Here is a 12,139-nt window from a genome sequence, read left to right on the forward strand (position 1 = left end):
AATCGCGAAAAAGCCAATCAAGGCAGCAACGATGTTAGCACGTGCTTGAATGCGTGCTGCCTTAATTGTTGCGGGGCCTGTGTCCTTGTTGCTCACGCCCTTCCATTCTACAGAATTTTGGGATTTGACGAGGGTGAAGGCAGTGCAGTTCCCGAATGTTCCCGACTTAACCCTCGCCAGACATGAATAACAGCGAGTTTTATTGGAAGTCCCCATACAAGTAGGCTCCGAACTGCGGCTTGGGGAGTTCGGGGCTTTTTTGTGTGACTGTGGACATTGTGCCATTACGAGGGTTATTACACTGGCACTTTGAGTCTGTGAAAATAGGTTGTATTTTATTTGCGGCAGAAAATCACAGTTGCACCTAATCCTGTGACAACACCTCCTATTCCGAAGTGCGCAGATCACTAGTAATGCTCTGTAACGTCTAAAAGCTTCTTTTTTGGTAAGCGGGTAAGGGGAGAACATCTGAACTTGCGTAATTCTGCGGGCATGGCATTACGTATTATCAAGGACAATGGAACTACTTGAATGGATACTATTGACGATTGCCGGAGGCCTATTGACAGATATCTACGGGGCCGTGAAGGCGTCGGCCCTCAAGTTCCTTTCAAAAAAAAACGAAACTTCAGCCCGGGTAAACGACTACCCGCTAGTCCAGTGTTTAAGCAGGTTGAAGAAGTCGATCTTGGCCCCCCGGGCTAATTGGCTTCAAAACGGGGACAATTGCTATGCCATCTACGATGACGCTCCGTCATTACCTTGTAGGTTCCACCATGAGACCATAAACAGGGACAGGCACTTACAGAAACCCCCAATCGGTTGACTCACAGTGGCGGATACGACTATACAATGATCCCGATGCAGTCCGACTCCACCCCTTATTGTCTCAAGCGCCACAGCTTACAAGCGGTCGGCGTGCATTCAACGACCGCGCCGAAGACGATGCTGCTCTTCGGCCTACCCTTTTTCGGCTTCGGGCTCTACTTCACTCTGGGGAGCTTAGGGCTGGTCCCATTCGACGAGAGCAGAGTCAATGGCCCGGTGTGGTTGGTTACCGCGGCGGGACTGGTTTTTCTCATGGCCGGGCTCATGATCTGGAGTATGGGGCTTCAACAAGCCCGCGTGCTATGGGCGGTCAATAAACTCAAACATCGCTACCCCAATGATGCCGCCATGGCCGACTACCCCTGGGATCGAAATGGCTTTTCCCCTCCGCGCTGGACGCCTGTGCGCAAATCCATGGTGGCCTGCCTGTTCATAATCGTCTTCGCATCCATTCCGAATTACCTGGCCTACGAAAGCGCCCCGACGCCATGGATTCTCAGCCTCTCCGCCATCACCATGAACTTGATCGTGATCGCCGTCTTCGTCCACCTGCTCCGGACCATTTGGCACGCCGTTAAATTTGGCCGCACCCGTCTTCACTACCCCCACTTTCCACTCGTCCCCGGGGAGTCGGTCGAGCTCGAAGTTGAGCTGCCCCCCAGCATACGCAAAGGCGAATCCGCCCGTCTCCACCTGCGCTGCCTGAAGGAATTCTACATCACCAGCGGGAGCGGCAAAAACCGCAGCAAGCGCTTGGTGCACGAGGTCATCTACGAGGCCACGCAGACACTGGATGCCGCCGACCTTGCGGCGCGCCCCGGTCGTGTATCCGCCCGATTCGACCTCCCCGACGACCAACCGGCCACGCGGATCCAAGGCGACCCACCCCACTACTGGGAACTGGAAATGCTGCTCAAAGTGCCCGGCCTCGATCTGAATCAGCAGTTTCTGATCCCAGTCTACGAACCAACCGATAATCACTGATTACTAATTCTCGGCTAATTCAACACGGCAACAAACTGAATGAACTTAAAAATTGGTATCTACCGCGACTTGGCGGGGCAACTACGCAAATTCTCCAACCCACAGCCCAAGCCCATGCCGGCACATCTGCTCGACATCGCCCGCGAACAAACGGGCGTGATCGGCGACATCACCGCCGCACGTAAGGTCAAGGTCCTCGATATCCCCGAAGACGAGCTCGAATATTACTATACAAACAAAATTCCCATGCCCTACCACTGGAGCAACTGCCTCTACTTGGAGTGGCACAGCTTACGCAACGGTCGAGTCGTGATCGAGGCCACGGAAGCGCAAAAGCTCGCTCTGCCTGAATGGTATCCCCTGCCAGGCCGAGAACTGGGAGCAATCCTCAAGGCCACCAACGCATACATCTACGATCTACGCACGGTCCTAGACGGAGAATAAAAGTCGACTCCTAGACAAAAAATGCGATATGACTCGTGACTGTGCGGCCCCAAGTTGTTCTGCAACTTCCATGAACAGCCATGGCACAGATAATAAACACGTGTTAGCGCAAATCAAAGTCCTCTGCTTACCAGCGCTAACGCTCATCGCCTTTGCCGGCAATTCTGTACTATGTCGGCTTGCGTTGGAAGAAGGTGCCATTGATCCCCACTCTTTTACTTCACTTCGTCTCCTAGGCGCTGCCATAGTGCTAGGACCACTCTCAATAAGAATCGCCCCCAATAGGAGCACAGGCTGGACACATGGTTCCTGGCGCTCAGGACTCGCACTTTATGCTTATGCCGCCGCCTTTTCGATGGCCTACCTATCTCTCAGCTCAGGCACAGGCGCACTGATACTTTTCGGCGCAGTCCAGATTACGATGCTAGTAGCCGCTCATCGTCGAGGCGAACGCATGCACCCCCAGCAATGGATTGCTTTCACCGTGGCGATCGCAGGCATCATTTATCTAGTTTCTCCAGGAGTCTCAGCTCCCAATCCATTAGGCGCACTCCTAATGCTGGTCAGTGGAATCGCATGGGGCCTGTACTCCATCGCAGGGAAAAACCGCACATCTCCCACCTTAACCACATCGGGTAATTTCCTAAGAGCCACCCCCTTAGCATTAGCAGGCAGTGTCTGTGCCCTGGCAAGTATGCAGTTAAGCCTCCCTGGCGTCATACTTGCGCTCCTATCCGGAAGCATCACCTCTGGGCTAGGTTATGTCCTATGGTATACAGCGCTCCCCAAACTAACAACTACTCAGGCTGCAGTTGCTCAACTACTGGTGCCCTTATTAGCAACCTTAGGCGGTATCGTATTCATCGACGAGCAATTCACAGTACGCTTAGCCATCGCTTCTGCACTGGTAATTAGCGGCGTCGCATGGTCAATCACTCGCAAGAACGAACATAAGGACAGTGCCCCAAAGTCCTAAATAGAAGATCATAGCGCTTATCCCCTAAGCTAAAATAGGATTGCTTACACAACTCATTTCAAATACAAAGCCGTAATCCTCTACATGAAGGAATGCGGCATGCCCCAGTCGATACCAGTCAAGATCACGAGCCTATTTTTGCTGTTCTTTGCAATCGCAACCGCATTCGCAACGTCGCCCACGCAACGCATTCTCTACCTCAGTTCCTACCACTCAGAATTCACCTCAGCGCCAGGCCATTTTCAAGCGGTTACACAACTACTGAATCAAGCCAACCGCGAACTCGACGTCGTCTATATGGACACCAAGCGCCGCCCGATGGCAGAGCGTTTCCCGATCACATACGAACACATCCGCGACAAAGTCGAATCTGACGGCAACTACGACCTCATACTGTCATCGGATGACAATGCCCTGAAATTTCTACTGAAATATAAAGATGAACTACTCGGCACCACGCCAGTTATCTTCTTCGGAATTAACGATCATCAATTCGCCCAACTCGCTGTAGAGCGTGCCGACTTTTCGGGGATTTTAGAACAAAATTCGCTGTATGCGAACGCAGCTCTCGCATTCGATCTCTTTCCTGACTTGGACACATTACACGTGATTACCGATCCCACTCCCAGCGGTCAGGCCCAATTAAAATCTCTATTGTATGACCTATCACCCGAAATTAGAGCTCGTCTACAGGTCGAAGACTTGAGCCATCTGAGCTATAACGAGCTGGCACAACAGCTAAAATCGTATGCGAAGAATGACGCCTTACTCTTGCTATCGGCTTACATGGACAAGGAAGGCACACAGAAGAGTTTCTTGGATCTGACATTGTGGCTCAAGCAGCACACGCAACGACCGATCTTCTATCCCTATTCTCACGGTATAGGGCTCGGATTCCTCGGGGGCAAAGTCGTCTCGCACTACCAAATGGCACAATTGGCAACGAAATTAGCAGAAGACTATCTCAACGGACAACCACTGCCCGAGAATACTTTGATCGAAAATTACGGCAATATTTACTATTTCGATTACAAAGAGCTACAGCGCCATCAGATACGTCTCTCACAATTACCTCAAGGAGCTGTCATACTTGATAAGCCGCTCTCCACCTATGCTAAATACAAGACCTACTTCATCACTGCATTTATCATTGCCGTATTGATCGCTGGCTGCGGCATTGTAATCGGATTTCTTTATTACAAACAGCGTAAGCTGCTGATTCATCTCAAAGAAAGTGAAAGTCAAACCGCAGGTCTGTTCAAAAACAGCGCCACACCGATCCTCCTGATCGCCCCCAAAAACGGACAAATCCTCGATGCCAACCCCGCCGCACTGGCCTATTACGGCTACCCCCAGTCCGAACTCACACAACTCAATTTATCACAAATCGACGGAGGTGCCTTTGCCGCAACGGAGGATGTTTTAGGACAGATCACTACAGGTGAAAGGAAGAGCTATCAGTTCAAACACCGCTTACGCAACGGCGCACAAAGAACAGTCGAAGTCCTATTTATTTGCATCCAGCAGGATGAAGAACCCGTGCTCTTCTCCATCGTGCAAGACAATACGGAACGCCGACAAATGGAAGAAGTATTAGCCGCCGAGCAAACACGGCTCTCCAATATACTCTCCGGCACCCATGTCGGAACTTGGGAATGGAATGTGAAAACCGGCGCGCTCAAGCTCAATGAATATTGGGCTGAAATGACAGGCCATAGCCTAGAAGAGCTAGCTCCAATCACAGTGCACACCTGGATCGGATTATGCCATCCCGACGATTTCAAAATCGCAACGAAACGCATCAACGAACACTTCGAGGGCAAAACAGACTACTACACCTGTGAACTGCGCATGAAGCACAAAGACGGCTCGTGGATCTGGATTATGGATCGCGGAAAACTCGCCACACGCACGCAAGACGGCAGGCCGGAATGGATGTATGGCACTCACCAAGACATTACTGAGATCAAGAAACACGAAGCCGCGCTCATCGAAGCAAAAGAAGCAGCCGAGGCGGCCAGCCAAGCAAAGAATGTCTTTCTCGCGACTATGAGTCATGAATTACGCACGCCCCTAAATCCGATACTCGGCTTTGCCGACCTGCTACTCAACACCACGAACCTGCCCGACGAACAACGAGGCTGGCTAAAGATCATCAAATCACGCTCCACAGACCTATTACAACTAATCGAAGATATATTAAACATCTCACGCATCGAAGCCGGCCGACTCACGATCGAAACGATGCCTAGCCTATTACAAGATATCCTGGATGACATCTGCAGCATCTTCGATCAGCCCTGTAAGGATAAAGGCTTGATTTTAAAATTTAAAATCAGCCCTGAACTACATACCCCTTGCTGTATCGATCCGACACGTACACGGCAAATTCTGCTCAACCTAGTCGGCAATGCTATAAAGTTCTCAAAATCAGGAGAGATCCAAGTCATTGCTGAAATAGAATCAGTCAACGAAAGTGATCCTACAGATGCACCCAGCCTGCACCTCACCGTACGTGACCAAGGCCCTGGCATCCCGGTGAAACAACACGAAATCATCTTCCAGGAATTCCAACAACTCGACGGCTCACATAGTCGCGCATATGAAGGTGTGGGCTTGGGCTTAGCTATATGCAAACGGCTCACAGAACTAATGAACGGCAAGATTTGGATCAACCCGAGCTACAGCCAAGGAGCCGAATTTCACGTCCAGCTCCCAATGCCTCTGCAACAAACACTTCAAAACCAATTGCCAGCAGCCGAAACCGACGACTCACAAAAGATAACGAACATCAGCGAGGACAGCGGCATGTCCTCATCCTTAGGCAAAGAAATATTACTCGTCGAAGATGAGCCCAGTAACGCGGAGCTAATGAAAACTTATTTAAAGCAACGCCATTTTCATGTGACACATGCTAAGAACGGGCAGGAAGCGGTCGACCTATGCGACTCGCAAGATTTCTCTATCATTTTAATGGATCTAAAAATGCCAGGGATGAGTGGATTTGAGGCGACTCGCATACTCCGTCAAAGAGGGAATACCACCCCGATCATAGCCATTACTGCGCTCGCCTTTAAAGAGGACCAACTTGATTTAATTCAAGCAGGCATGAATGGAGGGCTCCAGAAGCCAATCAAAGCGCGGGCCCTATGGTCCATAATGGATAAGGCTAGCTAAGCTGCCCTCCCCAGTCCAATCTATTACACAAAATGAAACGACTCACCCCACTTCTATGCCTGCTCACCTATTCTCTATTTGCGGAGGATGGTTTTAAAACACTATTTGACGGAACTAGTTTGCAAGGGTGGACCGCCGCACGCAGCTCCGGCATTGGTGACTGGGGAGCCTTCTCCGTAAATGAAAACGAGCAAGCGATTCAAACCTATGCTGGGCGTAAAGCGGGCTCGAAACAAGCCAATGACTGCCTGGTAACAAAGACAGAATATAGCCACTACATTTTAAAACTGGAGTATAAGTGGCTGGAAAGTCGCTTTGCACCCCGCAGCGACTGGGACCGGGATGCAGGGCTGCTCTTTCATGTTCACGGCAATCTACAAAAAGTCTGGCCACTCAGTATAGAAATGCAGATTGGCGAATCTCTTGCCAATAAGCCCGCAGGCAAAGGACAGGCAGGACGCTTCCACACTGGTGACCTATTCGTACTGGGTAAGCACTTGCGAGCTGATACAGCCCAAAACAAGAAACGCTACGATGCCAGCGCGAAACGTATAACTGGAAAATCTGTCGAGACCCATATGGGAAAAGAAAAACCAAAGGGAGAATGGAATGAGATGGAGATCCATGTATACGGCTCCGAAAAGGCTAGCTTTATCTTAAATGGCGAGGTCGTGCTTGAAACTTACAACATGGTCCAGTTACAAGAGGATGGCACGACACTGCCGCTGAATAAAGGACATATTGGCCTTCAAGCCGAATGGGCAGAGCTACTCTATCGAAACATTCTAATCAAGGAGCTCTAAGCATCGCGCATTCTTTCTTCTCACATAGCTGGGCAATCCGTCCTCAATATAGACCGCGGCCCACAATAACCCTATAAAGTGTTTAATTTCGTTTTATAAACGGTCCATTTAAATAACTCGCACCAGCGCCGCGTGTTTCTATGTATAGCAGCATGGGAACTGAAATCGCCTTTGTTATTGCACTCACCGTTGCGGTCGCAGCCATCTTTTGGCTCATTCTGCGGAGCGCCTCGGAAAAAATAATCGCCCAATATCGAATTTTCGGCGAAGAGCTGAATCTGGATCTCGATATTCCAGAGAGCAAGTTACTAGGCTTCGTACGCAATGAGCCAGCCGCCTTTGGCAGCTATCGTGGCCGCGAACTCTCTCTCTCCGTGCCCGGCAAAGGCCTGCAAAACACACGCCAAATCGAGACGGTCTTAAAAATCGAATTGAAGGATAAAAAACTGCGCGCACAGTTCACAGCAGCTGGCCTCATCGGACGCTTCAAACAGCGCGACAGCGGCGGAATGAAGCGCTGGAAAAGCGGACACAGCACTTTTGACCAAGCAATCGATGTGCGGAGCGATCACGGAGACCGCCTGATCAAACTACTCGACCAAGAAACACTCACTTGGCTCGAGTCCACGCTAAAGACCAACAAAGGCTCCCTCTATATTGGCAACGGGGCGCTCGTTTACACAGAGCTCGGCTTAATCAGTAACGAGGCGACTCGCCAACGCTTCACGCAAGTTGTCGAATTTTTATGCGATTTAGCCGAAACAGTTGAAGCATAAATGAGTCTATAGTATTCTATCCAAGCGTTACACAGCCCATGCTCAGGGGCTCGCACAGTCAACCCCATCCACAATAATGAAACACTTAGCTCTGCTCTTCACCTGCATCACCAGCCTAAGCGCCCACACCGCACTGACTGTCTATAATGGTAATTTCGGAGTCGTGCGCGACACGATTCCACTCGATCTAAAGCGCGGGATCACCGAACAGGCCTATAGTGGCGTGACCTCACAACTGGAACCTGAATCCGTCATCTTGCGCGATCCCCGCGGTCAAGTTGCCCTAAGCGTAATCGAACAAAGCTACCGAGGTGATCCCATCGATCAGAGTCGACTGTTGCAAATGTTTGAGGGCAAAACCATCCAGTTCCTGAAGGTAGTCGACGGACGAGAAGTCATCGAAGCCGGCAAAATCATTCGCGCGCCCTCCATGGCCACCATCACAAACCAGTATGGCAACCAACAACAAATGTTGGAACCCATCATCGAAGTCGATGAACAATTAATGACGATATTGCCAGGCACCCCCCTCTTCCCCAGCCTAGGAGACGATTCAATACTAGAGCCCACACTCACATGGAAGCTGCACTCCAACGCGGATGCCAAATTTGATGCCCAGCTCAGCTACCTGACCGACGGCATGTCTTGGAAGTCGGACTACAACCTCGTACTGCCTGAAGCTGGCGACACAGTTACACTAACAGGCTGGATATCCATAGAGAACAACACAGGCACCAGCTTCGAAGACGCCTCGATCAAATTAATCGCGGGCGATGTCAACCGAGTCGTGGAACAACCGCAGCGCTTGCGCAAGGAAGTCTATTCAATGGCCATGGCGGACAGCAGAGCAGCCCCTCAAGTCGAGGCTAAGAAATTTGATGAATTTCACATGTATTCACTCCCACTAAAGACAACGTTACGGGACAGTGAAACCAAACAGGTAGAATTCGTCCGCGCGGAACAAGTTGCGACCAAGAAACTCTACATATACGAGGGAGCAGGCAGCGCACGCTACTACGGAGGCCTCAACATCAACCAAAACTATGGCCTAAACCAACAAGCCGATGTCGCAATCTACCGTGAATTACAAAACACTGAAGCCAACGGTCTCGGTATCGCTCTACCAGCCGGTAAAGCTCGCTTTTACCGCATGGACCATGATGGTCAACTAGAGTTTACAGGCGAAAATACAATCGATCATACACCCAAAAACGAGACAATCCGCATCTACTTGGGCAATGCCTTCGACATAGTCGGAGAACGCACTCGAACCGATTTCTATCAACAACCCGGTCGGGATATGCTACGCGAAACTTTTGAAATAGAGATTCGCAATCGCAGCGACGAAGAAGTCCAGGTGCAAGTAGTCGAGCAGCTCTACCGTTGGTCCAATTGGAAAATATTAAAAAATAGCAATCCCTACAATAAAAGAGATGCACAAAGTATTGAGTTCCCAATTGCAGTCGGCGCAAATGAAACAAAAACTGTTTCTTACACCGTCGAATACAATTGGTAAGCTACTGCCCGTCCTCCTCTTTCTCTGACGCGCGTTCGGCCGCATCCTCCTCGACAGCAATCACTGGATTACGCTCTGGGCGCGGCAAGGTTTTCACTGACAGCTTTAGCAGCTCCTCTCCACGCAAGACCTCGACAGGCGTAAACTGATTCGCCCGGGTAAAGAAAAAGGCCCCTGGCACATCGAAAACATTTTCGATTGAACGCCCTGCGATAGAAACCAACCGATCCCCCTCCTGCAGCCCCGCTTGAGCTGCAGGCGCATCTTCGATCACAGAGGAGAGATAGACACCATTGGTATCATCTTCAAGCAGCTTAGAGGCGACCTCGAAGCCCATCCAACCGTGGATGATATGGCCCGAAAACATCAGATCGTCACGCACACGCACTAGCGCATCGACTGGCAATAAAAACGAGCCGTTCAATTCAGCAATCGACGCAACCGACACTCCTATAAAGCGTCCATTCAGGTCCAACATCGGACATCCTCCCTGGCCGCCATCCACGGGAATCGATGTGCGTATATAACTAGTAGGGAACACCTTATTGCCCAATTTTTTCTCAACTCCAGTAAAAAGCCCCATCACGGGTGTAGGCCCGAAGTCGAGAGGGCAGGTAATCGCAATTGCGATCGACCCGATTTGAGGCAAGGGCTCGGAGGCATCCAACTTAATAATCGAGAAGCCCTCAGGTGGCTCCAAAACACGTAATACCGAGATGTTTGTTAAACGATCGTGGCCCACGGCTTCAGTCGCATAAGGCCGCCCCTCATATTCGATCCAAACCCGGCTCGCCCCAGCCGCTCGGCTAGCGCTCACCAAGACGTGGCCTTCTTTACTGATAAAAAAACCAGTGCCGACACGCAGCATAATCTGCTGTTTACCGTCGACCTCGTCGCTCGTATAAGCGGCTTTGACTCGAACGACAGCCCCCTTGTTTTGCTCGTATACTTCAAGCAAACGTTCCTGTAAAGCCAATGCCTCTGCACTATTGGCCGAAACCAGATGAGCGCAGAATGCCGATGCCAGGGCAAACCAAATGAAACAGGGACGCATGATGGCTAGTAAACCAAACCTGTTGCGAGGCCTGAGCCTGCAAAAGAAGCAGTATCTGCCACATACGCAGCACTATCGTAAGCAGCCACCCGAAAAGTATCATGTGCGTAGTCCTGGGTGTAGGCTGCATCGACGCCAGCACTGATGGCTTCAATCTTATAGTCAGGCGTCATCGCGGTCTCTAGGTCCGACATCGCCAGCACCATCGGCACGGCGCGGGCCACAGTCGAATCAGAAGGAGTATCGATGCCCAAAGCACTGGAGGCCACGCTGGAGTCATTGCCAAGCCCGGATTCAGTCACATTGGCTCCGGTCATTTGTTGGGCAAAGCCGGCGGCTCCTCCCGACTGGACCAACTCGACAAACGCAGGGCGTAACATTAAAGTCGCTAGAAACGCAGCCGCAGCGCCCACTGCGGCCGTCTGCGCAATACGCCCTGAAACGCCACGTAACAGTTGCACATACCACGGATCCTTCTTAACTAAAGTTTGAAGCATACGCTGGTGCAACTCTTGATCAAATGTGCCCCAAAAGGCATCATCTGGACGTTCCGCACGCTTTAGGCGGAGCAACTCTTCGACTGTGACATCTTGATCTGGGGCCTTGTTAATATCTGCCATAGGTATGTTATGAATGATCGCGCTATTTAACCGATATATTCCTGTAAATAAGACTGGAGTTGTTGTTTCGCGTAATGGAGTCGAGAGCGTACCGTCCCGACAGAAACTTTAGTGATTTCCGCAATTTCAGCATGCTCCAGACCTTCAATTTCATGTAAAATAACGACTGTTCGATGCTTAAGAGACAACTTCTGCAACGCATCGTTCAATTTTTCCTGCAATTCGTTGACTAAAGCTCCCTTTTCAGAGCGATTCTTTGCAGTCAGACGTTCAAAAATTTCTGAATTCGAAACCTCTTCATCGATTTTCTCATAACTAATAAAACGACGACGATTCCGCTTCTTGAGAAATGTCATAGTCGTGTTAATCGCGATACGATAAATCCAAGTAAAAAAGGAGGACTTTCCTTTAAATCGCGCGATCGCCTGAAAAGCTTTGATAAAAGTATCTTGAGTTAGGTCCGAAGCATCTTCGCGATTACTCGTCATATTATAAATGACCGAGAAAATATGCTCTCGATACTTCTGCACCAACTGATCGAACGCCCCCACATTCCCAGCCTGCACACGTTGCACAACTGCCCAATCGAGATCACGCTCTGAGACCGTTTTCTCCTGAGCGCCGAAGATCGATTCTGTGACTGATCCTGAGTTGGCCATTAATAGGTAAGATTTAAGACATTCATTTCAAAAATGCAAAAGCTAATTCCAAGCCAAAACTGAAACGTCGCCTTTTAAGCGAAGGTTCAGCTTGGCCTGTATTCTGCTTAGCTATGCATAAATAAGCCAAAAAAATGAGTTCAGAAAGTTTAAATATCGCATGGATGATAATCGCAGCTGCCCTGGTAATGTCCATGCAAGTTGGCTTCTGCTTTCTCGAATCAGGCATGGTTCGAGCCAAAAATAGTATCAATGTTGCCGTCAAAAACCTAGCTGATTTCTGCGTATCCGCCGCGATCTTT

11 protein-coding genes (1 of these 11 running past the window's edge) are annotated in these 12,139 nt (G+C 50.1%); 8 read left to right on the forward strand and 3 right to left on the reverse strand.

Annotated elements, in window-relative coordinates:
• The first annotated feature begins 852 nt into the window (after positions 1-852).
• The 7 genes from SH580_RS11005 to SH580_RS11035 all read left to right on the forward strand — a co-directional run bounded on the left by SH580_RS11005 (position 853) and on the right by SH580_RS11035 (position 9,504).
• Positions 853-1,812, forward strand: a complete 960-nt coding sequence (locus SH580_RS11005) for a hypothetical protein (RefSeq protein ID WP_319830931.1) — start codon at positions 853-855, stop codon at positions 1,810-1,812.
• Between the two features lie 39 nt (positions 1,813-1,851).
• Positions 1,852-2,256 carry a hypothetical protein gene (locus tag SH580_RS11010; protein WP_319830932.1) on the forward strand — a complete coding sequence of 135 codons (405 nt, stop codon included), beginning with the start codon at positions 1,852-1,854 and terminating at the stop codon, positions 2,254-2,256.
• Positions 2,257-2,356: 100 nt separating this feature from the next.
• Positions 2,357-3,232, forward strand: a complete 876-nt coding sequence (locus SH580_RS11015; RefSeq protein ID WP_319830933.1) for a DMT family transporter — start codon at positions 2,357-2,359, stop codon at positions 3,230-3,232.
• A 99-nt stretch (positions 3,233-3,331) separates the two neighbouring features.
• Complete coding sequence (locus tag SH580_RS11020; protein ID WP_319830934.1) at positions 3,332-6,409, forward strand: response regulator; 3,078 nt, start codon at positions 3,332-3,334, stop codon at positions 6,407-6,409.
• A 32-nt stretch (positions 6,410-6,441) separates the two neighbouring features.
• Positions 6,442-7,212, forward strand: coding sequence for a 3-keto-disaccharide hydrolase (locus SH580_RS11025; protein ID WP_319830935.1), 771 nt, complete (start codon positions 6,442-6,444; stop codon positions 7,210-7,212).
• 152 nt (positions 7,213-7,364) lie between these two features.
• A complete protein-coding gene (locus tag SH580_RS11030; protein ID WP_319830936.1) occupies positions 7,365-7,988 on the forward strand; it encodes a hypothetical protein in 624 nt (207 codons plus the stop codon).
• Positions 7,989-8,064: 76 nt separating this feature from the next.
• Positions 8,065-9,504, forward strand: coding sequence for a DUF4139 domain-containing protein (locus tag SH580_RS11035; RefSeq protein ID WP_319830937.1), 1,440 nt, complete (start codon positions 8,065-8,067; stop codon positions 9,502-9,504).
• Between the two features lies 1 nt (position 9,505).
• Here the strand turns inward: SH580_RS11035 and SH580_RS11040 are convergent, their stop codons facing one another.
• Genes SH580_RS11040 through SH580_RS11050 form a run of 3 tightly spaced genes read right to left on the reverse strand, consistent with a single transcriptional unit; the run spans position 9,506 to position 11,837 of the window.
• Positions 9,506-10,558, reverse strand: coding sequence for a S1C family serine protease (locus tag SH580_RS11040; RefSeq protein ID WP_319830938.1), 1,053 nt, complete (start codon positions 10,556-10,558; stop codon positions 9,506-9,508).
• Between the two features lie 5 nt (positions 10,559-10,563).
• Positions 10,564-11,178, reverse strand: coding sequence for a hypothetical protein (locus SH580_RS11045; RefSeq protein ID WP_319830939.1), 615 nt, complete (start codon positions 11,176-11,178; stop codon positions 10,564-10,566).
• Positions 11,179-11,204: 26 nt separating this feature from the next.
• Positions 11,205-11,837, reverse strand: coding sequence for a sigma-70 family RNA polymerase sigma factor (locus tag SH580_RS11050; protein WP_319830940.1), 633 nt, complete (start codon positions 11,835-11,837; stop codon positions 11,205-11,207).
• 134 nt (positions 11,838-11,971) lie between these two features.
• On the opposite strand from SH580_RS11050, the gene amt reads away from it, so the two are divergent.
• Positions 11,972-12,139 carry the 5' end (the start) of an ammonium transporter gene (amt, locus tag SH580_RS11055; protein WP_319830941.1) on the forward strand. It continues 1,986 nt past the right edge of the window, so the window shows 168 of its 2,154 coding nt (coding positions 1-168); the start codon lies at positions 11,972-11,974; its stop codon lies beyond the right edge, outside the window.

It is taken from the genome of Coraliomargarita algicola (assembly GCF_033878955.1).
GTDB lineage: Bacteria > Verrucomicrobiota > Verrucomicrobiia > Opitutales > Coraliomargaritaceae > Thalassobacterium > Thalassobacterium algicola.

Excerpts from the sequence above, each read along its gene's own strand:
- SH580_RS11030 (WP_319830936.1), top strand. The coding sequence starts at position 7,365 with ATGGGAACTGAAATCGCCTTTGTTATTGCACTCACCGTTGCGGTCGCA.
- SH580_RS11050 (WP_319830940.1), bottom strand. The coding sequence starts at position 11,837 with ATGGCCAACTCAGGATCAGTCACAGAATCGATCTTCGGCGCTCAGGAG.
- SH580_RS11020 (WP_319830934.1), top strand. The coding sequence starts at position 3,332 with ATGCCCCAGTCGATACCAGTCAAGATCACGAGCCTATTTTTGCTGTTC.
- SH580_RS11025 (WP_319830935.1), top strand. The coding sequence starts at position 6,442 with ATGAAACGACTCACCCCACTTCTATGCCTGCTCACCTATTCTCTATTT.
- SH580_RS11010 (WP_319830932.1), top strand. The coding sequence starts at position 1,852 with ATGAACTTAAAAATTGGTATCTACCGCGACTTGGCGGGGCAACTACGC.
- SH580_RS11045 (WP_319830939.1), bottom strand. The coding sequence starts at position 11,178 with ATGGCAGATATTAACAAGGCCCCAGATCAAGATGTCACAGTCGAAGAG.
- SH580_RS11040 (WP_319830938.1), bottom strand. The coding sequence starts at position 10,558 with ATGCGTCCCTGTTTCATTTGGTTTGCCCTGGCATCGGCATTCTGCGCT.
- SH580_RS11005 (WP_319830931.1), top strand. The coding sequence starts at position 853 with ATGATCCCGATGCAGTCCGACTCCACCCCTTATTGTCTCAAGCGCCAC.
- SH580_RS11035 (WP_319830937.1), top strand. The coding sequence starts at position 8,065 with ATGAAACACTTAGCTCTGCTCTTCACCTGCATCACCAGCCTAAGCGCC.